The sequence below is a fragment of the Flaviflexus huanghaiensis genome (genome assembly GCF_014118685.1).
Classification (GTDB): Bacteria; Actinomycetota; Actinomycetes; order Actinomycetales; family Actinomycetaceae; genus Flaviflexus; species Flaviflexus huanghaiensis.
The window spans coordinates 63,028-88,139 of sequence record NZ_JACFAK010000006.1 but is presented as its reverse complement, the minus strand read 5'-3'; the positions used below and the strand labels follow the sequence as shown (position 1 = coordinate 88,139).

At 61.7% G+C, this 25,112-nt stretch carries 22 protein-coding genes and 1 pseudogene; 19 read left to right on the top strand and 4 right to left on the bottom strand.

Annotation, left to right across the window (positions count from 1 at the left end; all coding sequences use genetic code 11):
* The first annotated feature begins 93 nt into the window (after positions 1 to 93).
* From ffh to H7E91_RS05865, 12 genes are all read left to right on the top strand, one after another.
* A complete protein-coding gene (ffh, locus tag H7E91_RS05920; RefSeq protein ID WP_182354176.1) occupies positions 94 to 1,641 on the top strand; it encodes a signal recognition particle protein in 1,548 nt (515 codons plus the stop codon).
* A complete protein-coding gene (locus H7E91_RS05915) occupies positions 1,638 to 2,732 on the top strand; it encodes an amidohydrolase family protein (protein WP_182354175.1) in 1,095 nt (364 codons plus the stop codon). The genes ffh and H7E91_RS05915 overlap by 4 nt, the downstream gene beginning before the upstream one ends.
* Positions 2,733 to 2,901: 169 nt before the next feature.
* Entirely contained in the window at positions 2,902 to 3,357 is a 456-nt protein-coding gene (gene rpsP, locus H7E91_RS05910; RefSeq protein ID WP_182354174.1) for a 30S ribosomal protein S16, read from the top strand.
* Positions 3,357 to 3,596 (top strand): RNA-binding protein, encoded by a 240-nt coding sequence (locus H7E91_RS05905; protein WP_182354173.1) that lies wholly within the window; start codon positions 3,357 to 3,359, stop codon positions 3,594 to 3,596. Before rpsP ends, H7E91_RS05905 begins: the two co-directional genes overlap by 1 nt.
* 59 nt (positions 3,597 to 3,655) lie before the next feature.
* Entirely contained in the window at positions 3,656 to 4,222 is a 567-nt protein-coding gene (rimM, locus tag H7E91_RS05900) for a ribosome maturation factor RimM (RefSeq protein ID WP_182354172.1), read from the top strand.
* Between the two features lies 1 nt (position 4,223).
* A complete protein-coding gene (gene trmD / locus H7E91_RS05895) occupies positions 4,224 to 5,621 on the top strand; it encodes a tRNA (guanosine(37)-N1)-methyltransferase TrmD (protein WP_182354171.1) in 1,398 nt (465 codons plus the stop codon).
* A gap of 144 nt (positions 5,622 to 5,765) precedes the next feature.
* Positions 5,766 to 6,116: a 50S ribosomal protein L19 gene (gene rplS, locus H7E91_RS05890; RefSeq protein ID WP_182354170.1), complete on the top strand. Its 351-nt coding sequence runs from the start codon at positions 5,766 to 5,768 to the stop codon at positions 6,114 to 6,116.
* Positions 6,117 to 6,203: 87 nt separating this feature from the next.
* Positions 6,204 to 6,971: a signal peptidase I gene (lepB, locus tag H7E91_RS05885; protein WP_182354169.1), complete on the top strand. Its 768-nt coding sequence runs from the start codon at positions 6,204 to 6,206 to the stop codon at positions 6,969 to 6,971.
* A gap of 83 nt (positions 6,972 to 7,054) precedes the next feature.
* Positions 7,055 to 7,627, top strand: coding sequence for a ribonuclease HII (locus tag H7E91_RS05880; RefSeq protein WP_182354250.1), 573 nt, complete (start codon positions 7,055 to 7,057; stop codon positions 7,625 to 7,627).
* Positions 7,620 to 7,934, top strand: a complete 315-nt coding sequence (locus H7E91_RS05875; RefSeq protein WP_182354168.1) for a DUF2469 domain-containing protein — start codon at positions 7,620 to 7,622, stop codon at positions 7,932 to 7,934. The genes H7E91_RS05880 and H7E91_RS05875 overlap by 8 nt, the downstream gene beginning before the upstream one ends.
* A 113-nt stretch (positions 7,935 to 8,047) precedes the next feature.
* Positions 8,048 to 9,133 (top strand): DNA-processing protein DprA, encoded by a 1,086-nt coding sequence (gene dprA, locus H7E91_RS05870; RefSeq protein ID WP_182354167.1) that lies wholly within the window; start codon positions 8,048 to 8,050, stop codon positions 9,131 to 9,133.
* A complete protein-coding gene (locus tag H7E91_RS05865; protein ID WP_182354166.1) occupies positions 9,130 to 10,059 on the top strand; it encodes a tyrosine recombinase XerC in 930 nt (309 codons plus the stop codon). The genes dprA and H7E91_RS05865 overlap by 4 nt, the downstream gene beginning before the upstream one ends.
* Positions 10,060 to 10,086: 27 nt before the next feature.
* Here H7E91_RS05865 and H7E91_RS11735 read toward each other — a convergent pair whose 3' ends face one another.
* Entirely contained in the window at positions 10,087 to 12,690 is a 2,604-nt protein-coding gene (locus H7E91_RS11735) for a LuxR C-terminal-related transcriptional regulator (protein ID WP_241698425.1), read from the bottom strand.
* A gap of 628 nt (positions 12,691 to 13,318) precedes the next feature.
* Here H7E91_RS11735 and H7E91_RS05855 point away from each other — a divergent pair.
* The 3 genes from H7E91_RS05855 to H7E91_RS05845 all read left to right on the top strand — a co-directional run bounded on the left by H7E91_RS05855 (position 13,319) and on the right by H7E91_RS05845 (position 19,461).
* The gene (locus tag H7E91_RS05855) at positions 13,319 to 16,840 is read left to right on the top strand and encodes a SpaA isopeptide-forming pilin-related protein (RefSeq protein ID WP_182354165.1); all 3,522 of its coding nucleotides are present in this window, start codon (positions 13,319 to 13,321) and stop codon (positions 16,838 to 16,840) included.
* Between the two features lie 107 nt (positions 16,841 to 16,947).
* The gene (locus H7E91_RS05850) at positions 16,948 to 18,420 is read left to right on the top strand and encodes a SpaH/EbpB family LPXTG-anchored major pilin (RefSeq protein WP_182354164.1); all 1,473 of its coding nucleotides are present in this window, start codon (positions 16,948 to 16,950) and stop codon (positions 18,418 to 18,420) included.
* A gap of 117 nt (positions 18,421 to 18,537) precedes the next feature.
* Positions 18,538 to 19,461 carry a class C sortase gene (locus H7E91_RS05845; RefSeq protein WP_206680364.1) on the top strand — a complete coding sequence of 308 codons (924 nt, stop codon included), beginning with the start codon at positions 18,538 to 18,540 and terminating at the stop codon, positions 19,459 to 19,461.
* Between the two features lie 19 nt (positions 19,462 to 19,480).
* Here H7E91_RS05845 and H7E91_RS05840 read toward each other — a convergent pair whose 3' ends face one another.
* On the bottom strand, positions 19,481 to 19,957 hold the full coding sequence (locus tag H7E91_RS05840; protein WP_182354163.1) for a M23 family metallopeptidase: 477 nt from the start codon (positions 19,955 to 19,957) through the stop codon (positions 19,481 to 19,483).
* Positions 19,958 to 20,261: 304 nt separating this feature from the next.
* Here H7E91_RS05840 and rpsB point away from each other — a divergent pair.
* Together rpsB and tsf are read left to right on the top strand one after the other, a co-directional pair.
* A pseudogene (rpsB, locus tag H7E91_RS05835) lies at positions 20,262 to 21,074 on the top strand (30S ribosomal protein S2); the annotation flags it as partial.
* A 202-nt stretch (positions 21,075 to 21,276) separates the two neighbouring features.
* Positions 21,277 to 22,119: a translation elongation factor Ts gene (tsf, locus tag H7E91_RS05830; RefSeq protein ID WP_182354161.1), complete on the top strand. Its 843-nt coding sequence runs from the start codon at positions 21,277 to 21,279 to the stop codon at positions 22,117 to 22,119.
* A 67-nt stretch (positions 22,120 to 22,186) separates the two neighbouring features.
* Here the strand turns inward: tsf and H7E91_RS05825 are convergent, their stop codons facing one another.
* Positions 22,187 to 22,510 carry a carboxymuconolactone decarboxylase family protein gene (locus H7E91_RS05825; protein WP_182354160.1) on the bottom strand — a complete coding sequence of 108 codons (324 nt, stop codon included), beginning with the start codon at positions 22,508 to 22,510 and terminating at the stop codon, positions 22,187 to 22,189.
* 297 nt (positions 22,511 to 22,807) lie between these two features.
* Here H7E91_RS05825 and H7E91_RS05820 point away from each other — a divergent pair, with 297 nt between their 5' ends.
* Positions 22,808 to 23,932, top strand: a complete 1,125-nt coding sequence (locus H7E91_RS05820) for a glucose-1-phosphate adenylyltransferase family protein (protein WP_182354159.1) — start codon at positions 22,808 to 22,810, stop codon at positions 23,930 to 23,932.
* Entirely contained in the window at positions 23,929 to 24,399 is a 471-nt protein-coding gene (locus H7E91_RS05815) for a GNAT family N-acetyltransferase (protein WP_182354158.1), read from the top strand. Before H7E91_RS05820 ends, H7E91_RS05815 begins: the two co-directional genes overlap by 4 nt.
* On the opposite strand, the gene H7E91_RS05810 is transcribed toward H7E91_RS05815, so the two are convergent.
* Positions 24,377 to 24,988 carry a TetR/AcrR family transcriptional regulator gene (locus H7E91_RS05810; protein ID WP_182354157.1) on the bottom strand — a complete coding sequence of 204 codons (612 nt, stop codon included), beginning with the start codon at positions 24,986 to 24,988 and terminating at the stop codon, positions 24,377 to 24,379. The two genes, H7E91_RS05815 and H7E91_RS05810, sit on opposite strands and share 23 nt — an antisense overlap.
* Positions 24,989 to 25,112: the final 124 nt, after the last annotated feature.

Here is a 25,112-nt window from a genome sequence, read left to right as displayed (position 1 = left end):
TGTACGCGTCGCCCTGCTAATCACAGCGCCTCCGGGTAGTAGACGAGGGGAACGAACGGCTACGCTAGACGGAGTCGAAGGAATAGGAAGACTGTGTTCACATCACTTTCTGATCGGATAACCGGCTCTTTCAAGCAGTTGCGAGGGAAGGGTCGGCTCTCAGAGTCGGATATCGACGGCACGATTCGCGAGATCCGCCGCGCTCTGCTTGAGGCGGACGTGGCGCTACCGGTCGTCCGTGAGTTCACTGCCGCCGTGCGGGAGAAGGCCGGAGAGTCTCTTAAATCACAGGCGCTTAATCCCGCCCAACAGGTCATCAAGATCGTCAACGACGAACTCATTGAGATTCTCGGTGGCGATACGAGAGAACTCCACTTTGCCTCTCACCCGCCGACCGTCGTCATGCTCGCTGGCCTCCAGGGTGCGGGTAAGACGACTCTTGCTGGCAAACTCGGGAAATGGCTTCGCGAACGCGACAATAAAGTCCTCCTCGTTGCCTCTGACCTGCAGCGGCCCAACGCGGTCAACCAGCTGCAAATCGTCGGCCAGCAAGCCGGTGTCGACGTGTGGGCGCCCGAACCCGGTAACGGTGTTGGCGATCCCGTCCAGGTTGCCCGCAGCGGCGTCGAGCACGCGAAGGCCAATCACTACAGCATCGTCATCGTTGACACCGCAGGACGCCTCGGCATCGACGAGGAGATGATGGAGCAGGCCCGGAACATCCGGGATGCGGTGAGACCGAACGAGACGCTGTTTGTTCTTGACGCGATGATCGGTCAAGACGCCGTCCAGACGTCGATCGCCTTCCGCGATGGAGTCGGATTCACCGGTGTCGTCCTATCCAAGCTTGACGGCGATGCGCGGGGCGGCGCCGCCCTCTCGGTCCGTGGCGTGACCGGTGTTCCCGTCATGTTCGCGTCGACCGGCGAGAAGCTCGATGACTTTGAGCGTTTCCACGCTGACCGCATGGCGTCGAGGATCCTCGATATGGGCGACATCCTCACTCTCATCGAGCAGGCTCAGAAGGCCTTCGATGAGAAGGAGGCTGAGGATCTCGCTGACAAGATGGCGGAGGGCTCGTTCACCCTCAATGACTTCCTCGCCCAGCTGCAACAGATCCGCAAGATGGGCTCGATGAAGAAGATGCTCGGCATGATGCCGGGCATGGGCCAGTACCGCGATCAACTCGAAAACTTCGACGAGCGCGAAGTTGACCGCGTTGAAGCCATCGTCCGCTCGATGACGCCGAAGGAGCGCAACGAACCAAAGATTCTTGACGGCTCTCGCCGCCGCCGCATCGCCGCCGGCTCCGGCACGACGGTTCAGGAGGTCAACTCCCTCATGGACCGGTTCGAGCAGGCGAAGAAGCTCATGCAACAAGTGTCCCGAGGTGGGGGAGCCCCCGGCATGGGATCGATGCCTGGCATGGGGAAGAGATCGAAGGCCCGTCAGCCAGCCGCGTCAAAGAAGCGCAAATCCGGCACCAAGAAGGGCCGCTCCGGCAACCCCGCGAAGCGCGCACAGCAGGAGAGGGAAGAAGCCCAGAGGGCGGCAAACCAGCCGAAGGGATCGTCCTTTGGTGTCAAGAAGGACACGGCGGAGACTCCGGATCTTAACGAGCTCGCGAAGTTCTTGCGATGATCCACCTGACTGGAACCGTCCTCCACGCCGGCGGTGAAGCAACCGATGCGTGGATCGATGGCGGAATCATCACATACCGCGAACCTCGTGGCGGGAGCCGCGCACGCACGATCCGCGGATTCGCTATGCCGGGCCTCGTCGACGTCCACTGTCACATCGGTCTGGGATCCGACATCGTCGTCGATCGAGATGAGGCCCTTGCTCAGGCATCTGACGTCCTCGCAACCGGGGTCACCCTTGTTCGGGACCTTGGTGTTCCAGCCGACATGACATGGATCGACTCGGAGCCGAACACGCCTCACATCATCCACTGTGGAACCCATATCGCGCGCCCGAAGAGATATCTGCGGGGAGTTTCCCGTGACATCGATCCGGCGGAACTACCGGATGTTGTCGTTGAGGAGGCAGAGCGGGGCAACGGGTGGGTCAAGCTCGTCGGCGACTGGATTGAACGGTCGAAGGGTAGCGATGCCGACCTCGAGCCGCTGTGGCCGCGCGACATCCTCATCGACGCCGTTCAGGCAGCCCACGAGGCAGGCGCAAAGGTCGCCGTTCATACCTTCGCCACGGAAACGATCGATGACTTGCTCGATGCGGGGGTGGACGATATCGAACACGGCACGGGCATGACCCTCGATCACATGCAGGATGCTGCGGCACGCGGCATCCTCGTCACCCCGACCGCGAATCAGGTCGCAAGCTTCGCCGATATCGCGAACCAGGCCGGCGCCAAATATCCCGTCTATGCAAGCCGAATGAAGCGGATGTACGAGAACCGCTTCGATCACATGGCGGCGATGGCGGATGCGGGAATCAGCCTGCTCATGGGCTCTGATTCGGGTAGCACACTCGCCCACGGCACGTTCCCGAGCGAGTTACAGGCCTGCGTCGAAGCTGGCATTCCCGCCAGCACGGTGATCGCCGCGGCGTCCTGGGAGGGTCGACGCAGGCTCGGTTTCCCTGCTCTCGAAGAGGGGACCATTGCAGATGTCGTCGTCTACTCGGCCGACCCGAGGTCGGACATGGGAGTCGTCAGCTCACCTCTCGCCGTCATCCGCGCCGGCGAGCTCGTGAGTGAGGCCACGGACTGAAAACAGTTTCGCGCTTGGGCGGACGCCCGTTCTCTGGCAGAATTAACCGCTGTACCCGGCGTGTTTTCTGGCCCCTCTCACCAACTCGCGCCGTGTCCCGGAAACCGAGCATCTTGGCCCCACCGAGAAGCACGCGATCCATAACTCAGAACCAGGAGTGACCACACAAGTGGCAGTTAAGATTCGTTTGAAGCGCATGGGCAAGATCCATGCGCCGGTTTACCGTGTTGTCGTCGTCGATTCACGCAAGAAGCGTGATGGCCGCGTCATCGAAGAGATCGGCAAGTACAACCCGCTCATGGAGCCCTCGCTCATTGAGATCGACTCCGAGCGCGCACAGTACTGGCTCTCGGTCGGCGCACAGCCGTCCGACGCCGTTCGCCGTCAGCTCCACATCACTGGCGACTGGGCCAAGTTCCGCGGCACCGGCAACACCGAGGGTGTTCTCGAGGTCAAGGAGATCTCCGAAGACGAGAAGGCGAAGGCACGCGACGAGGCGATCTCCAAGATCCAGGACGAGGCTGAAAAGCAGCGCGCCAAGAAGGCCGAGGCTAGGCTTGCCGCGCAGGCTGAGGCGGAGGCTGAAGAGCCGGCTGAGACAGAAGCACCGGCTGAGGACGCCTGATGCTGGCTGATGTTCTCGAGCACCTCGTGCGAGGCATTGTCGACAATCCTGACGATGTCCGTGTCCAGTCGAAGCGCGGTAGGCGTGGAGAGACACTCGAGGTCCGAGTGCATCCGGACGACCTCGGCCGCGTTATCGGACGCTCCGGCAGGACGGCCCGCGCACTGCGTTCCGTTATGTCGGCACTCGTTGCCCGCGGCTCCGTCCGCGTCGATGTCGTCGAGACCGACCAGTCATAACGCTCTATGGGGGCCGGCACGATTCTTATCGTGTCGGCCCCTTCTTGTACCCTGAGATGGTGCAATTACGGGTAGCGGTCATCGGCCAGCCTCATGGCCTGCGCGGCGAGGTGCGGCTCAATGTTCGGACGGATTCTCCTGAGCAGCGGCTCGCTGTCGGTTCGGTGCTTGAGACCGACCCAGCCGAGGCCGGTCCGCTCACGATCACGAAGTCGAGAATTTACAAGGATGCGTGGTTCGTCGCGTTCGACGGCGTGACGGACCGGACTGCGGCGGAGCGTCTGCGGAACGTCGCTCTTGTCATTGAGACCGACGAGGAGGAGGACCGGGAGTCCGACTCGTGGTACGAACACGAGCTTGTTGGACTCGAAGCGCTCGATCCCGACGGTTATACGCTCGGAACGGTGACGGGACTGGAGCCCATGCCGGCGCAGGATCTCCTTGTTGTCGCGGAGCCGGACGGCCGAGTGACGCGCGTGCCTTTCGTCAAGGAGATCGTCACCGACATTGACCTCGACGACAACTGTGTCGTCATCGATGCCCCTGCCGGACTCTTCTCCGATGAGGAGATGATCATCGCCGACGGTGACGAACCAGAATCAGAAGAGCCCGACGGGGATAGCTGACATGAGATTCGACATCTTCTCTGTCTTCCCGGCCTACCTCAATGCGCTCAAGCTGTCGCTCGTCGGGAAGGCGAGCGCGGGCGGCGCCATCGACATCGCCGTCCACGACCTCAGGGACTGGACAGAGGATCGCCATCGCACGGTCGATGACACCCCGGTCGGCGGCGGGGCTGGCATGGTTATGCGGGCAGATATTTGGGGTAAGGCGCTCGACACGGCGTTCGACATCGATCTTGGTCGTGAGAATCCACGCAGGGTTCTCGCCATCCCGACGCCCGCAGGTAGCCCACTGACCCAGGAGATTTGCATCGACCTGGCCAGGAATTGCGACCAGCTCGTCATCGCATGCGGCCGGTATGAAGGTATCGATGGGAGGGTTGCGACCCACTACGCATCACGTGCCGAGATCGAGGTTTTTGAATTCAGCCTTGGCGACTATGTGCTCAATGGGGGAGAGGTCGCCGCGCTCGCTCTCGTTGAGGCTGTCGCGAGGCTAGTCCCCGGAGTCATCGGAAATCCCGAATCCCTCGTTGAAGAGTCACACGGTAGCGCCGGGCTACTTGAATATCCGACGTACACGCGGCCGCTCGACTGGCGGGGCGAATCCGTCCCGCAGATCCTCACCTCCGGAGATCACGGTCGTGTCGGCCGCTGGCGACGCGATGAAGCTCTTCGTCGCACGGCACTGCGTAGGCCCGACATGATTGCCGCTCTTGACGCTCACCAGCTCGACCGAAGGGACCGTGCCACTCTCGGGCAGCACGGCTGGTACTGGCGCGCTCAGCCGGCCGCTGGTGAGCACCCGATCCGGCCAGTGCTCGAGATCGCCGATGATCCGCGCCTCGCGTGCGTTTACGCGGAGCTCGCGGCACGGACCTTCCCTGACGCATGTCCCCCCTCGCTGGCGGACGCCGATGTTCGAGCCTTTATCGCTCAACATCTGTCGGACGAGGCGTTCGCTGCGCACATCACATCTCCCCGCCGCGTCATCGTCGGATTACGGGATGAGGAGTGCCGGCTCATCGCCTACTCGCTGTCGGTCATCCCCGAAGGCAACGGGGCCGCAGGAGCCGAGGACGGGGCGCCAGTTGACGCTGTCCTTTCGGACGGCGAGCGGATTGGCCCTCTCATCGAGCTATCGAAGTTCTATCTCGACCAGGAGTGGAGGGGTTCCGGCCTTGGCGGCATGCTCATGACCGGGACGCTGAGGGCGCTGTCGGCGCACACTCGCGAGTGGGAGCGGCCATATATCTGGCTCGGCACAAACGCCGGGAACAAGCGCGCTCAGGGGCTCTACAGCAAGCTCGGATTCGAGCTTGTCGGCCGGCGTCAGTTCATGGTGGGTGAGCAGAATAACCACGACGTCGTTATGGCGCGCACGCTCGATGTGTCATACTAGGACGCGCTGATCACTCGCCGATACAGTGCGCAGGTCCTGCCGCAGGGGGACGTGCATGGGCGAGCCCCTCACAGTCTTCGGCAGGGTTTCCTGCCCCGATAATCGCTTGTGACCTGCGTGCACGGGCGGGAATAGAAGAGAATTATGAACATCCTCGATATCGTCGACAACAAGGCGCTTCGCACCGACATTCCTGACTTCCGCGCAGGCGACACCGTCCGCGTCAACGTCAACATCGTTGAAGGTAACCGCTCGCGCGTCCAGGCATTCCAGGGTGTTGTCCTCGCCCGCCGCGGCGCCGGTGTTCGCGAAACCTTCGTGGTCCGCAAGATGTCTTTCGGCGTCGGCGTCGAGAGGACCTTCCCGCTCCACTCGCCCTCCATCGAGTCGATCGAGGTCATCTCCCGCGGCCGTGTCCGCCGCGCCAAGCTCTACTACCTGCGTGATCGCCACGGCAAGGCAGCCAAGATCCGCGAGAAGCGCACAGACAAGTAGCATGACAACGCGGCCCGCTGGAAGCATCCGGCGGGTCGCATTCTTTGCCCCGCGAGGGTTGTTAGAGTGATCGGGGCAGGAGGACAGATGGCTGAGGACGAGATACCTGAGGGCGATATGCCACCCAGCTTCGCTCCCGCCGATAAGACCGAACCGACCAGGGACGGGGTGAGTCGCGCCCGCCGTTCAGGGTTCCGGTCATATCTGGTCGAAATGGTAGGCGTTGTTGCGTTTGCTCTTGTTGTCTCCGTCCTTATCAAGACGTTCTTCTTCCAGGCATTCTTCATCCCCTCATCGTCGATGACACACACTCTCGAAGTGGGCGACCGCATCATCGTCAACAAATTGGCCGACTCTGTTGACGACATCAACAGGGGAGATGTTGTCGTTTTCGTCGACCCGGGCGGGTGGCTCGCCGAACAGGACGACGAGGAGCGGTCTGCTCTCGTCGATGGGCTGTATACGATCGGCGAGACGATTGGGTTGCTTCCGCGCGACTCCGGGCAGCATCTCGTCAAACGAGTCATCGGCGTCGGCGGCGACGAAGTGGCATGCTGCAGCGAGGGTGGACAACTTCTCGTCAACGGCGAGCCGATTGAGGAGCCCTATATCCGGGAGGGAACTGTCCCGTCCGCTATGGAGTTCCGAGTCATCGTCCCGGCTGGTCACCTGTGGGTCATGGGCGACAATCGTTCGAATTCCGAAGATTCCCGCGCCCACATGGGTGCGCCTGGCGGCGGGTTTGTTCCCATTGAGAGAGTCGAGGGTCGCGTCTCTGTGATCGTGTACCCGCTGTTTCGCTTCGGTGGCCTCGGCGATGTCTCCTCCGTGTTTAAGGACGTTCCCGATCCGTGACCTGTTTCGCCACCCCTCATCTTGAACAGGCCGTCCTTGACGAGCTCACCGACAGGCTCGGCAGGCCGCCCTCCATTGTTGGCATGGACGAGGTGGGCCGGGGCGCACTTGCGGGGCCCGTTGCGGTCGGTGCTGTTCTTCTCACGCCGCTGACCCCGGCACCGCCCCCGGGCCTTGCCGACTCCAAAGTCCTGTCAACGAACGGCCGCGAGGCTCTTGTCGGCCCCATCAAGAGCTGGGCACCGGGCGCTGTCGGCTATGGAAGCGTGGCGACGATTAACCGGCTTGGCATCATCCCGGCGCTGAGAGAGGCTGGCATGAACGCCCTCGCCCAGTTGCCGCAGAGACCGGACCTTGTCCTGCTCGATGGAATATCGGATTGGCTGAGCGCGGATGATCTGTTCGGGCAATCCATCGCTCCGCCGGTTCGCACAATTGTCAAAGGCGATCTCACATGCACAGTCATCGCCGCTGCCTCGATTCTCGCCAAGGTTGAGAGGGACGCCCTCATGTCAGGTTTGGATGGGGCTGAGGGCTATAGTTGGAACTCGAACAAAGGCTACGGGTCACGGTCCCACATTGAGGCGCTGACCCGCCTCGGACCGCATGACCACCATCGCACAGCGTGGAAACTACCAGGAGTCGTACATGAGTGAATTGGAGAACTTCGAGGGCGATATGGAGCTGGCGCTCTACCGCGAATATCGCGACGTTCTCAATCTCTTCCGGTTCGTCGTTGAGTCGGAGCGACGCTTCTACCTGGCGAACGATGTTGATGTGAAGATCCGTTCATCGAACAACGGCGAAGTCTTCTTCGATGTCACGCTTAACGATGCGTGGGTGTGGGACATCTACCGGTCCACCCGCTTCGTCAAGTCCGTCCGCATCGTCACCTTCAAGGATGTCAACGTCGAAGAGCTGAACAAGTCCGACATCATGAAAGACCTCGGCCTCGACAAGTAGTCTCTGCGGCCCGTCCCCATCAGCCGGGCCGACCCTCTTCTTCCAGCTGTCTCTCTCCGCGACGCGATCGAGGCGGAACGAATGGGTGATCATGGGCGCGGAAAGGCGAACCCATGACGACATTTACCGGCGAGCGGCGGGCTCGTGCCATCTGGTCCCATCTCACTGAGCCGGGAGACCCGGTCCAACCGCTCCTTGACGGCGGCGCCGACAAGGCCCTTAACGACCTCGAGTCAGGCCGACTCAACCTCACGATTCACGCGGAACGATGGCGGATGAGGCTGAGCGGACTCGATGAGAACATCGTGGCAGGCCACTTTCCGGACGATGCCGCTTATCTCATCCCAGGCGACGAGCATTGGCCCGTTGCCGTCGACGACCTTGGAGCGCTCGCGCCCATCGGCCTGTGGGTGCGCGGCGATACCGAGATCCTCACAATGCCGGGGATTTCCATAGTCGGAGCCCGAGCCGCAACCGGCTACGGCGTCGAGATTGCCACCCGCTTCGCCGCTACCCTGTCCGCTTCGCACGTCCTCATCTCCGGCGGGGCATACGGCATCGATGCCGCCGTCCATCGAACCGCACTGACGAAGCGCGGCCGCACCATTGTCGTTGCAGCTGGCGGCATTGACCGCATCTATCCCACCTCGCACCGCGATCTCGTGGAAACGATCATCGTCGCCGGCGGTGCCCTCATCTCTGAGCAGCCGCATGGAGCGGCCCCTGCACGCCACCGGTTCCTCTCCCGCAACCGCCTCATCGCGGCTTTGGGCCATACCACGGTCGTCATCGAGGCTGCCCTCCGGTCCGGGGCTCTTGCGACTGCCCGGCGAGCGGCGGAGATCGGCCGTGACGTGTGTGCAGTACCGGGGCCGGTGACGTCGGTCGCCAGTAGCGGCACGAACCAGCTCCTGCGAGACTTCGGCATCTGTGTCACTAGCCCGGAAGACGTTCTCGAACTGCTCGGCTCGATAGAGCCTGACGACCTGCCCTCGATACCGGAATCGTCTTACGACAGGTTGCCTGAGCGCGACAAGAGGGTGTGGAATGCGCTCGAACCGTCGTCAATCCTCACCCTGCCCGGAGTCGCGCGAGAAGCTGGACTCACAGCGTCAGAAACGGTGTCATCGCTCGAGTTTCTCCGGTCAATCGGCATGGCTCGATCCATCGCTGGCAGGTGGATTAGGGTGGCGGTATGAGCTCCCTTGCAGTGTCTTCCCTGCTCCACGCGTACCAGCGCGAGCTCTCAGTGCGACGCGGTTTGTCGGATCACACGGTGTCCGCTTACATGTCCGATGCTCGCAATCTCGTCGACTACCTCGGTGCTCTCGTCGGCGTCGATCCAGGGTCGAGCACAGTTGCTGAGCTCGGTCTCGAGCATCTCGAGATCACCGACCTGCGGGCGTGGCTCGCCGCCCAGCAACGTGCCGGATCTTCGCGGTCCTCACTGGCTCGCAGGTCCGCTGCCATCAAATCGTTCACTGCATGGCTGTACGACAGAGGGGTGACGGAGCATGACCCTGGAGTGCGCCTGGTCAGCCCGAAGCCCGAGTCACGATTGCCGCACGTTCTCACGGCGGGGGATGCGGGGCGGCTGCTCGACTACGCGCGGGATGTTGCTGAGAGTGGGAACCGCTCGAAGATCCGCAACTGGGCTGCGTGCGAACTTCTCTATTCTTCCGGCCTCCGAATCAGCGAACTCACGGGGCTCAACACAACCGATCTTGAGGGTGACACTGTGAGAGTTTTCGGCAAGGGGAGCGTCCAACGGATCGTCCCTATCGGAGCGCCCGCGCGCGACGCGGTTGATGCCTACCTCGGGGTGCGCGGACAGTTCATCGTCACGCCGACTGACGCGCTATTTTTGGGCGACCGCGGCGGAAGGTTGGACCCGCGGACGCTTCGCGGCATACTGCACCGGCTCAGCTCAGCAGCAGGAGTCGCTGACACCGCGCCTCACGACCTGCGCCACTCTGCCGCGACCCACATGCTGGAGGGTGGCTCGGACTTGAGAACCGTGCAGGAGTTTCTTGGCCACAGTTCGCTTGGAACGACGCAACGATACACCCACGTCTCACCGGACCGGCTACGTTCGGCATTCGGCCAGGCCCACCCTCGAGCGTGAGTCTGAGGATTGGCCTGTGCGGACCAGTCAAACGCGGGCCTGGACCGCCTCCCGGCGGCTCGAGACACCGAGCTTGCGATAGATCGAAGCCTGGTGCGAGCGGACGGTCGCGGGAGAGACGAAGAGCTCACGTGCAATCTCCTCCGCGGTTAACGTCGTCCGCAGGTAGGCGAAGACTTCGCGCTCCCGATCGGAGAGCATATCGCCGACGTCCGAATGGCCTGCGTCTCGGGCTGAGTCGGAGATGAGCCGGGCGGCGATAAACTTCTCATACTTCGTCCCCCATGATGCATGCTCGGACATAAGAGCCGTCGATGCCTCGTCCATCCGCATGAACGGCTTTGTGATTCCTTCCCGTGCCGCGACCGCGAGACAGCGCTCGAGAATACGGTGGGCGATGTCCTTTTCTCCTTGAGCCCACGCACGAGTGGCGAGAGTGAAGTCCCTGCTCGTCGCTCCATAGGTCGGGAGCTCAACTTTTTCGAGTGGCTGGACCAGCTTAAACGCTTCATCCGGGAAACCCAGTCGACGCCACAGCGCCGCGCCCATAATGCGAGCCGACAAATCTGGCGTATGACGTTCTAGGCCGTCGAGTGTCTTGATGGCCGCGTGTCGATCACCGCGAGCCGAGAGAATACTCGCGGTGGCAACAATCTTGTATGCCTGCCAGGGAATGTCGCGTCGCGTTTCGGTCGGGATCCTGTCGACGACCGCCATCGCCTCGTCGACATCGCCCGCGTCACGCGCGAGCGAATACGAATATGCGAAGTAGGTCCTCGCCAGCCCGACAATAATGGAGGCTGGACCGCCGCCTTCGTCGAGACTGCGGAAGATAGCGAGGGCCTTGTCCGGGTCACCCTGCCAAAGAGCGATGAAACCTGATGACCAGGAATTGAGGCCGCCCTCCAAAGGACCGCGGGTCTCTGACTCGGACTCATCTCGCCACGCATCAAGCATCTGCGCGGCGACAGTGAACTCGCCGGCTTGTGCGAGGGCTGCGGCAAGGCCGACGTTGGCGCGGCTGGCGACTGGTGTGTAGCCAGCGATCTTCGCATTGGTCGCTACTGACGAGAGGAGCCCGATAGCTTTATCCGATCGTCGACTGATCTCAAGGTGTGTCCATCCTGTGAGGAATGCTCCATGGATGGTGAGACTTTGCGTTAAATCGGCGTTCTCGAGAACGTCTGCGGCGGCTTCCAGCGCCTGCTCGCGCGAGTCTGGACCGTCGAAGAGGATCAAATCTGCGAAGGTGCGCACGACGTCTGCCTTGTCGCGTGCCGGGCCGGAAAGCTCGAGAAGTCCGCGGTCCGCCTGCGCTTTGAGCATGCGTGCTCCCAAAGAGTCGCCTTCCATTTGCCGGCAGCACGCACGTATATAGAGAAGACTCGGTCGTGCCTTGTGAGCGCGCGAGACTTTCAACGTGTAGGTCTCGAGAATTGAGGCGTGGCCCGTTGTGATCATTTGGAGCCACAGGTCTTCGACAGCTTCGACTGCATATTCAGGATCCGAGACCAGTAGCGCGTGATTCATCGCCTTGGCCGGATAGAGCGTCGAGACCCACTCGGTAGCTTTGCGCTGATTCTCGTCGAAGCGTTGAGGATCGGTTCGTTTTGCGATCTCACGGCACGATTGCGCAAACGAGGAGTGCCAGCGTAGATGTGTCCTGCCGTTTTTACCCTCGTGAAGTTCGATGAAGAGGCCGCTCATCCTGCATTCTTCAAGCAATGCGGCGCTGTGAACGTCCCCGGTGAGGTGAGCGATAAATTCGGGTGGAGCCCAATCGTTCGCTGTGGCCGTCAACACGAAGCTTCGTAGCTCGGGACGCAACCCGCCGAGAACTTCGGACTCGATATAGTCCCGTAGAACGTTCGGAGCTGTGGGACCCCCGAGGGCGGCGCCACCCTGATAATCGCCTTTGATGAGAAGTTGGACCGCAACCGGCCAGCCGCGAGTCTCCTTCCAGATAAGTTCTGCCCTCTCCTCGGCCGTTTCGGTGTCGCCCCCTAACATGTCAACGAGCCGGCAGACCTGGTCGCGAGTGAACGTAAAGTCCGTCGAACGCAATAGACCCGTCTCGCTCGCTGCGAGTTCCCGGGTCAGCCACCACGTGACGGATCGCGAGGCGCTGAGGACGAACCTCAGCCGGCCCCGACCATATCTCGCGAGGGGAACGACGACAGCGTAAAGAGCCTCTCGGCTTGAAGCCTGCGCGTCATCAATGACGATGATTGTGCGGGAGTCCTCCGGCAATGCCTCAATGATCGCCTCTATCGCGGAGTGGAACGGCCCCTGCCGATATTTCAGGTGCGCCATCACGTCTTCGAGCACAGAGTTCTCGGGGTAAACGTGAAGAAGAGCAGCGATGACATCGGAGAGGAGCTGGATCGGGATCCGGTCGATCGGTCGAAGCGTCACCCAGGCGACTGAGCCGGGATGCTCCTGCGCCCAGGCCGCCAGCGCAAGCGTCTTACCGAAGCCCGAAGGGGCCTCCGCGATCGTGATAGGCCATCGGTCGGTCAGCGCGTCGATGAGACCGTTCAGGCGGTTGGGCTCAATGAGGTGAGGCCCGAGGTGCGGTGGGGTGAGAAGAAACCACGGGGTTGGAATGAGGTGCTGAAGGTCGTCCGCCATTGAAAACTCACTGTCACTGGGAAATGTAACGCCACAGTACACGTAGTCTCGGACACTTACTACCCCAAAAGGTATCAAACAGCATGATGTGAACATCGTTTACCAGTGTTGGTCTAGCCTCGGCACGTGATACGGCCGTACCAATCCGACTGTGCTTGCTCGTTATCGCAGGCCATCAATCGCCATCATCAACGCGCATTCAGTCATCACATGCCATCGAGCGGATTCCATAACCCAACCCTGTCGCCCTCATAAATACTTGTTGATTTTCCGTCGATTTGAGCCGATTTCGGTGGATTGGCTCACCCGCTTCTCGCAGTATTCGACGAAAGGCGCGACGCGGCCGGCATCAGGTCACGGGTAATAAACCACTCGGACCACGGCATTCCCGACGAAGGGGATGGCCGGAAGGGATACCGACCCGGCCGCCTGACGCTCGTCGTTCGCAACTTAAGGGGGTTCGCGACATGCGCAATTGTAGTCTGTGGCAACCATTTCACCGCAGCGGTGTCCAGAGTGCCATTTTTCACTACTCGACAGGTTCTTGGCCCCGCCATGCCCGGGCCCCGCAGGTCGGTTACGAACAGGTCAGAAACCCGGAACCAGCAACGACTTCGAGGTGTTCGAAATGAGTCAAAAAACAGCACAGCATGGCGCCCTAGCACGAGGCCTCGCGGCCTTTGGTGTTGCCTTGGCGCTGGGATTGGGACTCGCGCCAGCTGGCATTGCCATCGCGGAGGAAAACTCCATGGCGCCGTCCGAAACCACGGCAGCGCGGCTCCTTGAGGAAGATTCTCTCGCGCCTGTAGCCGTCGAGGATCCGGCTACGGAAGAGCCGACGGAGCCCGCTCAAGGCCCGACCGAGCCGCCGGCTGTCGAAACCGAAGAGCCGGCACCAGCCACACCTGCCAGGCCCGCTCCTGTGGCGCCCACAGCTCCCGTAGCTCCTGAGGGATCAGGGCAGCCGACGACTGCTCCTGCCGAAACCCCTGAATCTGAAGCCGCGCTCCAGGATTCGCTCGATGAGAGCGTGGCGGACGCGGACGAAGAAATATCGCCGATGGCGGTGGGTCCAGACGGTGCGACTCCGCCCTACGTGTACTGGGATGTCAGGGATGCCGATACCGGAGAGCTTGTTTCCGGAGCAACCTTCGCAATTGAGTACCGACATCGGTGGTTGGGCTGGAGAGACGGTAACAACGCGAGCTCAATTGTGGACTGTAACGGAACGTGCTCGACAAATACGTCCGGGAACGTTCTCGACCGTGATACTGACGGCGGGGAATTCCTGCTTGAACATTTCCAAACCAACCGCACCGATTCCAACAGAATCGTCGAGGGAAATAACTACCGGGTTAAGGGCGTCGAACCGCCGGCCGGCTACGAGTGGGTGGCCTCTCCCAACTGGATCACCATTGGTGGCGAGAGCAGCAACAATGCTGCGTGGAACGATGCCGGAGGCGCTGATACCCACGGGTTCGGAACCTTCGATGTGAAGAAGGTGCAGACGGCACCCGTGTGCACTGCTGGGTACGTGTACGCGCTTTCGGGTAATGGCCAGCTTCAGCAGGTCAGTCCAAACGGGACGGTGTCACCTCTCGGAACGTCGGCAACGGGTGTTTCCGTCTTCAATGGTTTGGGTATCGCCTCGGGAGGCAGCAATATCTACGCGATCGAGCGCAGCTCGAGCTCTGGAACATCCGCAAACGGCACGGTCTACTCCTATGATGTCCTGACGGGCGTCTGGACATCGACGGGTAAGAGCACTGCCGCTCTCGGGGGCAATACAGGGACGAACCTCGTCGCTGGAGCCGTCGACCTCTCGTCAGGCCTTTACTACTTTGGAGGCTTCACCGGTTCTGGCGATTTCAAGATCTACCAGTATAATCCCGCGTCGAACTCACTGGGTTTCAAGGGAACCGTGAGGACGTCCGCAACGTCAAACGCTAACGGTGACATGGCATTCGACTCCGCTGGAAACCTCTTTATCGTTCGCGGTTTAGGAAATACGACGACAGTCTACAGCGTGACGAAAGCCAATTTTACCGCAGCATCCGGTGGCGATATTCCGTCCTCGCAGTCGGCAACCGTTTCGACAATGAGCGATGTCAACGGAGTTGCCTTTGATGCTGCCGGCAAGGCCTATCTGGGCTCGAGCGGACAGATTCGTTCGTACAACATGCCGAACTGGAGCGGATCCACCACCGTTACGAGCTCAGGTTTGAGTAGCACCGACCTGGCAACCTGTTCCTCGCCGCCGACGATCACGATCGAGAAGTTCGTCGAAAACGGCAGGATTAACAGCACAGACCAGTTCAAGCTGAGCCTCACGCAGGGTTCGCAGACTATTGGCGAAGCGACAACAACCGGCGTTGCAGTCGGTCCTCAAAGCGAGCGTGTCGGCCCGCTACCCACCGTGCGTGGTGTGCCGCTTACTTTCTCTGAAACGGCTGCGGGCACAACTGATTTGGCGGACTACGCGTCGAGTTTCCGATGCGAAGTTGACGGCGTGCAAGATCACTCTGCGAGCGGCAACGGTACCTCTGGAACGATCATCATTCCTCCGGGCGGCCAGTCCGTATTGTGTACGTTCCATAATGCGCCCCTCGTCGCAGACGTCACGATCCAAAAGCAGGTGACCGACGCTCTCGGCGAGAACCCGCAACCCCAGGAGGGGTGGACGGTCGGCGCCACAACGATAGCGACGGAGGGATCTGCGACGCAGGCTCCCGCGGCCAGCACGCAAACCACCGGATCCGACGGGACTGCTCGATGGGAGATCGACTTCGGTTCGTACACGGACCGCGCGAACGTCAAGGTCTCCGAGACACAGCAGGACGGATTCGAGTTCGTCAGCGGCATGTGCGTCGTCACGCACCTCAACGGTTCGACAACCGTCACAGATTTGACGAGTGCAGACGAGCAGACCCTCACCGGCATTGAGCCTGGTGACAACGTCGACTGCACCTACGTCAACAAGCCGAAAGTTGGACAGCTCGCGATCGTGAAGGCCTTCGACGACACTGTTCCCGCCTCTGTCGATCTTGAGTTCGAAGGAACGTACAGCTGCACGCTCGATGGGTCCACCGTTGCGTCGGGTACGTGGCTGTCCGCCGGAGCTGGCGATGCCGTGCTCACGCCAGATGCTGGCACACCTGCAGCGAATGTCATCCCCGCAGGAGCCGAGTGCTCGGCAGTGGAGACACCGCCGACCGGCAGCACGGGTCTTCCGAACTCGTCCTACGAGTGGGGCGCCCCTTCGGTCACCGGCTCAGGCACCATCGTTCCGCAGGAGATCTCGACGCTGACTGTGACAAACACGGTGGACCGCGTGTTCGGAACCTTCTCAGTGACGAAGGACGTTGTGGGAACGGCCGATGACGACCTCGAGTATTCGGGTGGTTGGCAGTGCGTTCTCACAGATGAGCTCCTCGACGACGAGATCGTCTCGGGCACGTGGGGTCCAATTGCTGATGGGGAGACGTGGATGTCGAGTGCGTCGGACGAGATCCCTCTCGGAGCTGAATGCTCCGTCGTCAATGAAGATGGTCGACCGGCTGCACCGGTTGACGGCGACCCCTCCTATAGCTGGGATGGCGACCCGGACCTCGGAAGCGCTGTCAATGCGTCGGCGACTCCGTCCGAGATCATCGTGACGAACACAACCAAGCGCGAGCTCGGCAGTGTGACGTGGACCAAGGTCGATGCGACGGACAATTTGCTGAGTGGCTCAGAGTGGGCGCTTACCGGCCCCAGTCTTTTCAACGGGGGAGCGACGCTGACGATCACTGACTGCACCGAAGCACCGTGCAGTGGGCCCGACATGGATCCGGCCGGCGGAGCGTTCCTTCTCGAGGACCTGCCGTGGGGTGACTACACCCTCACGGAGACGAAGGCCCCCGCCGGGTACTACCTGAACAACGACGATGTCACGTTCACGATCGGCAAGGAGGCGCCAGCCTCGCTGGGCGTCGAGCTTGGGTCGATCATCAACAGCGAGCGAGAGAGTCCGGAGCTGCCTTTGACAGGCGGAATCGGCCGCGAGCTCTATCCCCTCATGGGCGCCGGTCTTCTCTTCCTCGGATTGGGAGGCGTCGGATACGCCCAGCTCCGCAAAAACCGTAAGGAGGTCGCGCACGTCACGTCATGAGCAGTCTGCTCACAACCAGTCAAAGGCCTCCGGCCGATGCATGAACGAATGAATAGCCCCTCAGCATGACCGATCTCGGTGGAGGGTAAGGAAAGGACACGGTAGAGATGACTACCACACACACCGCGCTTCGGCGTATCGCTGCAGGAGCAGGGGCAGTGGCGCTCTCGCTTGCAGGATTCGTCGCAGCTGGAACAGCGGCCTCCGCTGACGTAGGCCCCGATCAGCCCGGGGCGCCGACCGAAGGAACATTAACGATCAACAAGTACGCCGGCGGGCCGGTGGACGAAGGCCAAACGCCTGACCCAGCGAACCTGCTTGACGGAGTCGAATTCACAGTTTGGGAGGTCGGCAGGTCGGTCAACGGCACGTGCACAGCGATCGACCTGCAAGACGCAGCCGATTGGGACGGTCTTGAAGCGCTCTTCGCTTCCGCACCAGCCCTGCCAGGCGGCGACTTCTGCCTCACGAATGTCAAGTATGTCGACGAGACCGTTAACGGTCAGGTGGTGTTCAACCTGCCCGTTGGCATCTATGTCGCACAGGAGACCGACCCGGGGCCCAATAACATCGTGTCCCCGGTGCCCGAATTCTATGTCTCAATCCCGACCTCGTTCGGCGAAGACGGAGCCGGCTGGAACTACGACGTTGTCGCAGACCCGAAGAACCAGCTCATGGAGCAGCCATCCAAGGTCATCACCGACCGCCCGGATGCTCTTGTTGTCGGCTCGGACGTGACGTGGAAGATGACTGTCCCGATTCCGACCCTCAACAACGAGGAGACGTTCACGGAGGCCGTTATCACCGATGAGCTCGATTCACGTCTCGACTACGTGGCGAACAGCTCGATAATCGAGATTGGTTCCACGGCGGCGACAGAAGGCGTTCACTACACAGTGTCCGGAGACGTCGGATGGACGTTGACTGCGGCTGGCCGCGCTGTCCTTGATGCCAACATGGGTCAGGACATGACCATCGCGTTCAAGACCACGGTCCTCGACGTTGGCGATGGCTCAATCCCGAACGCCGAGTACGAGAGCAAGTTCAATGGCACGGCGGTGCCAGGGACCGATATTCCATACTCCTACTGGGGCCAGCTGAAGATCAACAAGAAGGACGATTCAACCCCGGCCAAGCCGCTTGCGGGAGCCGAATTCAAGGTCTTCGAGATGACGGCAGAAACCTGCCCTGCAGCCGTTCCGGCGACGGGCGTGGTCGCGACTGGCGTCTCTGACTCGACCGGCCTTGTTCAGTGGGATTACACGGACCCGGCGTCCTCGCCGCTCAGTCTGTGGGTTGCCAACTCCAACAGCCCGCTGACCAACCCGACCAAGGACTACTGCCTCTACGAGACCGTTGTCCCGGCGGGCCACACGGCTGGCGTTATCACTAACCCTGTCAACATCAAGCCTGGTGTTGCCGGCCTCACGACTGTCACAGTCGTCAACGCGAAGAAGGACGGACCGGACCTTCCGCTCACCGGTGCGCAGGGCACGCTCCTGCTCACACTCGGCGGACTGGCCCTCGTCGGCGCCGGCGGTGGAGCGCTCGCCTTCTCGCGACGCCGCAACAATGCCTGATCATCGGCACTTCCCTTAACTGCTGATTGATCAGGGCTGGTGGCGGTGCGAAAGCGCCGCCACCAGTCTTATGTCCCCACGTTCGATATGCCCTATTCCTTTAGAAGGAGAAGCCTGATGCGCAGACAGGTGCAGACCCCGACCCGTCGCCGCTGGAGAATGCCGTGGCCACAGCTCATTGCATGCCTCGTCATGTTCGGCGGGATCGCCGTCATCCTTTATCCGCAGGTAGCGTCGTGGTTCTCCCAGCGAGAGCAGTCACACGCGATCGAGGCGGCCCAGGCTCAGCTCAACGATCCGCCGCTCAACGATCCGAACTCGAGGAGAGCCGAGCTAGCACGTGCGCACGCCTACAACGACGCCCTGTCATCCGGCGCTATCTACGAGGCGAATGCCAACGTCGCGACCGGCGACGGAAGTAGCGCGGACCAAAATAACCCGTACAACGAGATTCTCAATCTCGCCGGGGGCGGCTTCATGGGGAGACTGCGCTACGACAGCCTTGGAATCGACCTGCCGATCTACCACGGCACGAGCGACAAAACACTGGAAAAAGGGGTCGGACACCTCGAGGGCACGTCGCTGCCCGTCGGCGGCATCGGCACTAGGTCAGTCCTTACAGCACACCGGGGATTACCGGAGGCGACACTGTTCAACAACCTCAACGAATCACAGGTGGGTGACACCTTCGCTATTTCTGTTCTCGATGAGGTTCTCACCTACAAAGTCGTCGAGGTCCAGGTGGTCGAACCCGATGAGACGCACGCAATCCTCGCTGTCCCCGATCGGGACCTTGTTACTCTCGTGACCTGTACACCGCTCGGCATCAACTCACACAGGATCCTCGTGACTGCTGAACGGGTCACCCCAACGCCAACAGAGGATGTCGAAGCTGCCACCGCCGTTCCCCACCTACCGAATTTCCCGTGGTGGAGCATCATCCTCGCTGGTTCGTTTACCGCCCTCGCCATCTACGTCGGGCGCGCCGGCATTGTCCGCACGGGGGACGACGAGGACGAAACTGTGAGCGCCGATGCGTGACAGGCTCGCACGTGCGATGTCACTCGGTCACCGGATAGAGCCGGACCCGGACCTTCTCCGGGGCAAGTAACGAGAGCGGGTCATAGTAGATGTCACCGCGCTTCGCTCCCCAATGTAGGCACGCTCCAACGAGGCAATGTCCCTCGTCGAGCGTGCCGATGATGTCTCCCAGATCGACAACGTCTCCCTTCTTCACCATCGCGGTCACCGGCTGATAGGTCGTGCGCAATCTGTCGGCATGCTCGATTGAGACGATGTTGGTGTCGACCATCCGCCTGGCGTAAACGACGGTCCCAGCGCCGGCTGCTCGGACCGGCTCGCCCGGCACTCCTGCGACATCGACGCCGCGATGGCCGGGATGCCAGTTCTGCTCGAGCTTGTCGAACTCTCGGAGCACGGTCTTCGACGGAAGCGGCCAGTCAAATGTTCCGGATGGAGTGAATGGGGTTGGTACGAACGGGAGGACAGCGGCGGCGATGATGGCGGAGAGCTTCATCGCACCAGTGTGGGGTCGGACTGGAACATGCGTACCGCGGGATCTCGGATCTGGGGAATTCGCTTGCCCACGGCGGTTTGTGGACGAGGATCACATGGTTCGAGGACCTCGGTGATAGTGGCATTCGCCCAGGGTCCGATACGATGGGTTGGCATTCGGTTTATCCGAGTGACTTCGCGTGTCCGAATACACCTGCAGGTCCAGTCCTCATCGAGGTCCCCTGCCGGCGGGCACTAGGGACGCAGCCGACCGGCGAGCGTCAGCTAACTGGAAACCGCGCATCACGCGCAATGAAAGGCTATTCATGGCAGTTGTGACCATGCGTCAGCTCCTCGAGAGCGGCGTCCACTTCGGGCATCAGACCCGACGGTGGAACCCCAAGATGAAGAGGTTCATCCTCACCGAGCGCAACGGCATCTACATCATCGACCTGGAGAAGACGGTCGAGGACATTGAGCGCACCTACGACTTCGTCAAGGAGACGGTCGCCCACGGAGGCACCATCCTCTTCGTCGGAACGAAGAAGCAGGCCCAGGAGACGATCGTCGAACAGTCCACCCGTGTTGGCATGCCCTACGTGACGGAGCGCTGGCTCGGCGGCATGCTCACGAACTTCACGACGGTCCACAAGCGCCTTCAGCGCCTCAAGGAGCTCGAGCTCGTCGACTTCGACGATGTCGCCGGCTCCGGCCTGACGAAGAAGGAGCTTCTCATGATGTCTCGTGAGAAGGAGAAGCTCGAGCGCACCCTTGGCGGCATCCGGAACATGAACAAGGTTCCCTCCGCCATCTGGATCGTCGACACAAAGAAGGAACACCTCGCGGTCTCCGAAGCGCGCAAGCTCAACATCCCCGTTGTCGCCATCCTTGACACGAACTGTGACCCGGACGAGGTTGATTACCGCATCCCCGGTAACGATGATGCGATCCGTTCTGTCTCACTCCTGACCCGCGTTGTCGCCGATGCTGTTGCTGCTGGCAAGATCCAGCGCGCCGGCGGCGAGGCTCTCACTGAGGAAGAGCCCATGCCGGAGTGGGAGCGCGAAATGCTGGCCAAGGCTGACGCCCATGATGCTGCCGTCGCCGCCGAGGAGGCTGCTGAGCCGTCAGAGCCCGCTTCCGCACAGACCGAGCCGTCCGAGGCCCCGGTCGAGCCAGCCGAAGTCACCCAGCCCGCCGAGGCACAGGCCGAGGTTGCTCAGCCAGCTGAGGCGCAGACTGAACCCGCCGAGGTCGCTGAGCCGACCGAGGCACAGACCGAGCCCGCCGCGGAGGAGAACCCCGCGGAGAGCACCGACCAGGCCTGAGAGGGTACCATCCATGGCAAACTACACCGCCGCTGATATCAAGGCACTGCGCGACAAAACCGGCGCAGGCATGCTCGACGTCAAGAACGCTCTTGCCGAGGCCGATGGCGATTCCGCCAAAGCTGAAGAGATTCTTCGCATGAAGGGCCTCAAGTCCATCGCCAAGCGCGAAGGCCGTACGGCTTCTGCTGGCCTCGTCGTCTCGAACGTCGATACCTCGGGCGACACGGCCCGCGGCATCATCATCGAACTCAACTCGGAGACCGACTTCGTTGCGAAGAACGACAAGTTCATCGCCTTCGCCGACGCTGTTCTCGACGCGGCTATTGCCGCTGGCGCGAGCACGGTCGACGAGGTTCTCGCAGCCGAGACAGACGGTGAGACCGTTGAGTCCAAGGTCAACGCCATGCAGGCGGCGATCGGCGAGAAGATCGAAGTTTCGAACGTTGCTGTCGTCGAGGGCGAACACGTTGCCGCCTACATGCACCGCACCGCTACCGACCTGCCCCCGCAGGTTGGCGTCCTCGTCGCGACGGACAAGGCTGGCGCCGAGATCGCGCACGACATTGCGGTCCACATCGCCGCGCTCAACCCGTCCTACCTTGACCGTGATTCTGTCCCGGCCGATGTTGTCGAAAACGAGCGCCGCATCGCCGAAGAGCTCACTCGCGCAGAGGGTAAGCCCGAGCAGGCGATTGCCAAGATCGTCGAGGGACGCCTCGGCGGTTTCTTCAAGCAGGTTGTCTTGCTCGATCAGGCCTACGCACGCGACCCGAAGATGTCAGTCGGACAGGTTGCGAAGAACGCTGACGCAACCATCACCGGTTTCGCCCGCATTCGCGTCGGTACCGAGTAGTCTCAGCTTCAGCTAAGCTTCGTGCCCCGCAGCGTGAGCTGCGGGGCACGAGTCTCTGCATCTCAGGTTAGCGCTCCGAGTCGTTGAGGACCTCGGTCATCCACTGCCAGGCGGCGACTGTCGCGGGAAAACCGCGCGTTGTGAGACCGAGGAGGATGGCCTGCTCGACCTCCTTCTCCGATGCTCCGGCCTGGAGTGCCTTGCGCACGTTCGAGCGGACAGCCCCGTCCGCCTGGGCTCCGAGCGCGATGCCGAGCTTGATGAGCCGTGTCGTCTTCTCGTCGAGGGGGCCGGAATCGTCAATGCTGGCCGCGAGGGCGTCCTGGCTGTCGGCCACCTCGGGGAAGCGTTCACGGAAGGCAACGTAGACGTCGGGCAGATGATCGGTCATGAGGGTGCTCCTTAGTCGGTGTCGTCCCAGCCGGCCGTGCGGGTGGGATGATGCCAGCCTAGGCCACACGGGCCGTCCCGCACCGACTAAAGCATGAACGAAGCTGTTCCTTGGTGACTGCCGGATAACGGGTGCGCTCAGCGGACGGGGTTGACTGACGGGGAACGAAAGCGGCGAAGACAAATCTTTCCTGCCTGGCGATGCGCTTCGTGCTGGGAGCTCCCGCGGGCAACAGGGCGGTGCCCGCGCGGCAATGAGCGTAGGGGTCTAGCATGGCATCGAGAGAAGGAGGGCCGCATGTCATCTCCGACTGTTCTCGCCATCATCCTCGCTGGTGGGAGCGGTTCGCGCATGGGGGCGCTGACCGAGACTCGAGCGAAGCCTGCGCTCCGCATGGCTGGCTCCTACCGGCTCATCGATGTGTCACTGTCCAACCTCGTTCACTCGAACCTGTCAGATGTGTGGATCGTCGAGGAACACCAGCCGCACTCATTCAACCAATATCTTTCTGGAGGCAGAGCCTGGGATCTCGATCGGAGCCACGGCGGTCTCGTTCTTTTGCCGCCATTCAGTGGTGACGATGAGAAGGCGGGATTTTCTCATGGCAACAGCGACTCGCTGTGGCGGCAGAACGACCGAATAAAGGAGCACGGCCCCGATCTTGTCCTTGTTCTGTCCGCCGATCACCTGTACACGCTCGACTTCACGCACGTCATCACGACACATGTAAACTCTGGCGCTGACCTGACAATGGTGACGACCGAGGTGGACGAGAATGCCTCGCGTTACAGCGTCGTCGACGTCGCCGGCGGCCGCGTCACGCAGTTCTGGTACAAGCCCGATGTACCACGGACGAACGTAGTCGCGGCTGAGATATTCTGCTTCACCGCGGACGGGCTTATCGCGGCACTCGATGGGCTGCGTGAGGATGTGGGGGAGCTCGGCGACTACGGTGATGACCTGCTGCCCTGGTACGTCGAGAACAAGATGGTCGTGGAACACCGGCTCGGCGGCTATTGGAAGGATCTCGGCACGCTTACCGCCTACTGGCAGGCGCACATGGACGTGATAGACGGATCGGGACCCGAGCTCGATGACCGCGAGTGGCCGATCTACTCTGCGCAGCTACCACTTCTGCCGGCACGGATCGAGAAATCTGCCCGCATCGACAGATCATATGTGGCCCCCGGTTGCCGCGTGAGCGGGACTGTACGGTCGAGTGTGGCCGCTCCGCTGTGCACCATTGATGAGGACGCCGTTGTCGAGCAGTCGATCCTCCTCGATGAGGTCCACGTACCCGCTGGCGTCAATCTGCACCGTTGCATCGTCGACACCGGCGCCCGACTAAAGCCGGGTACTTACGGTTCGCCGGATTCGGTGACTCTCATCGATGCTGACGCACGCGTATCGGAGGATGAATGAGCCTGGGAATCAGAGCGGCGACGGTACTCGATGCGGAGACGCTCGCGCGCCTCCACGCCCGCCTGTGGACAGAGGCTTTCGCGGGCCTCCTCAGCGATGACCTTATCGCGGGTACGGAGGAGCGAATGCTTGAGATCTACCCGAGAGAGTTGGCCGGCGGCTCGACGACATATTGGATAGCGACCTGGGACGGTGAGACGGTCGGATTCGCTGCGGCGCGAGCTCTCGGACCCGGCGACGTGCGTCCGCTTGAGCTCGTCTCACTCCACGTCCTCGCGGACTTCCAGCGGCGCAGCATTGGCGCGCGGTTGCTCAACTATGCGATTGGCACGGCGCCGTGTTTCCTATGGGTCCTCGACGGCAGTACTGCTGAATCCTTCTTCCGCTCCCACGGATTCGAGCGCGACGGTCTTCGTGAGCGTCCGGAGCGTTTGGGAGGAGCCCTCATTCACCGAATGGTCCGGTAGAAGGGCCGTACTGTCCTGTGAAGAGAGCCTGGATGATTGGTGCTTGCAAACGTACGAGATCTTTGCGCGGAATGCTCGCGATCGGCTCAGCCGCCGACATGTAGCGGACGAGCATCAGCCCGACGATGTGGGACAGGCCCGCCTCAACTCGGTACTTGGCGTTGCGTCCGCCGAGAAGAGTTGCTGCCGGTGTGATGATTGCTGAGTCGATCCACTGCCGGTAGTCGCTCAGAGTCTGGTCGGATCCGAGGAGCGAGCGGATGAGGACCTTGACGGTCGACGACATCCCACCGAGCTCCCAGATTTCTATCGCCTTCATGAGCGCGCGAGAGCCGAGGGTCGTGCGGTCGCCTTTGAACAGGTCGAGGACAAGCTCGACGGGATCTTCCGGCAGGGACATCGACTCGCGGAAAAGGTTCGCCTTGCCGCCGAAGTAGTAGTTGATGAGAGCGGCATCGACGCCTGCGTCCCCAGCGATCTGACGCATCGTCACCTCACCATAGTCGTCCTGCCAGAACCGCGCCCGGGCGGCCGTCAACAGCCGCTGTCTGACCTCCCCGCGGGCCGCTCGCGGACCCCTTCTGCTCACGACCGTACTGGGACCTTTGACCCAAAGTTTCGGATGTGGAGGGCGAGAGACAAGCGGGAGGTACATGCAATCGGCGCGCTCTCGGGGGACACCTTGGGTCCCACTTCTAATTTCATCATGAATG

What these genes read in the sequence shown, in the direction of transcription:
- H7E91_RS05915 (WP_182354175.1), top strand. Translation starts at nt 1,638, where the DNA reads ATGATCCACCTGACTGGAACCGTCCTCCACGCCGGCGGTGAAGCAACC.
- H7E91_RS05905 (WP_182354173.1), top strand. Translation starts at nt 3,357, where the DNA reads ATGCTGGCTGATGTTCTCGAGCACCTCGTGCGAGGCATTGTCGACAAT.
- trmD (WP_182354171.1), top strand. Translation starts at nt 4,224, where the DNA reads ATGAGATTCGACATCTTCTCTGTCTTCCCGGCCTACCTCAATGCGCTC.
- rplS (WP_182354170.1), top strand. Translation starts at nt 5,766, where the DNA reads ATGAACATCCTCGATATCGTCGACAACAAGGCGCTTCGCACCGACATT.
- lepB (WP_182354169.1), top strand. Translation starts at nt 6,204, where the DNA reads ATGGCTGAGGACGAGATACCTGAGGGCGATATGCCACCCAGCTTCGCT.
- H7E91_RS05880 (WP_182354250.1), top strand. Translation starts at nt 7,055, where the DNA reads ATGGACGAGGTGGGCCGGGGCGCACTTGCGGGGCCCGTTGCGGTCGGT.
- H7E91_RS05875 (WP_182354168.1), top strand. Translation starts at nt 7,620, where the DNA reads ATGAGTGAATTGGAGAACTTCGAGGGCGATATGGAGCTGGCGCTCTAC.
- dprA (WP_182354167.1), top strand. Translation starts at nt 8,048, where the DNA reads ATGACGACATTTACCGGCGAGCGGCGGGCTCGTGCCATCTGGTCCCAT.
- H7E91_RS05865 (WP_182354166.1), top strand. Translation starts at nt 9,130, where the DNA reads ATGAGCTCCCTTGCAGTGTCTTCCCTGCTCCACGCGTACCAGCGCGAG.
- H7E91_RS11735 (WP_241698425.1), bottom strand. Translation starts at nt 12,690, where the DNA reads ATGGCGGACGACCTTCAGCACCTCATTCCAACCCCGTGGTTTCTTCTC.
- H7E91_RS05855 (WP_182354165.1), top strand. Translation starts at nt 13,319, where the DNA reads ATGAGTCAAAAAACAGCACAGCATGGCGCCCTAGCACGAGGCCTCGCG.
- H7E91_RS05850 (WP_182354164.1), top strand. Translation starts at nt 16,948, where the DNA reads ATGACTACCACACACACCGCGCTTCGGCGTATCGCTGCAGGAGCAGGG.
- H7E91_RS05845 (WP_206680364.1), top strand. Translation starts at nt 18,538, where the DNA reads ATGCGCAGACAGGTGCAGACCCCGACCCGTCGCCGCTGGAGAATGCCG.
- H7E91_RS05840 (WP_182354163.1), bottom strand. Translation starts at nt 19,957, where the DNA reads ATGAAGCTCTCCGCCATCATCGCCGCCGCTGTCCTCCCGTTCGTACCA.
- tsf (WP_182354161.1), top strand. Translation starts at nt 21,277, where the DNA reads ATGGCAAACTACACCGCCGCTGATATCAAGGCACTGCGCGACAAAACC.
- H7E91_RS05825 (WP_182354160.1), bottom strand. Translation starts at nt 22,510, where the DNA reads ATGACCGATCATCTGCCCGACGTCTACGTTGCCTTCCGTGAACGCTTC.
- H7E91_RS05820 (WP_182354159.1), top strand. Translation starts at nt 22,808, where the DNA reads ATGTCATCTCCGACTGTTCTCGCCATCATCCTCGCTGGTGGGAGCGGT.
- H7E91_RS05815 (WP_182354158.1), top strand. Translation starts at nt 23,929, where the DNA reads ATGAGCCTGGGAATCAGAGCGGCGACGGTACTCGATGCGGAGACGCTC.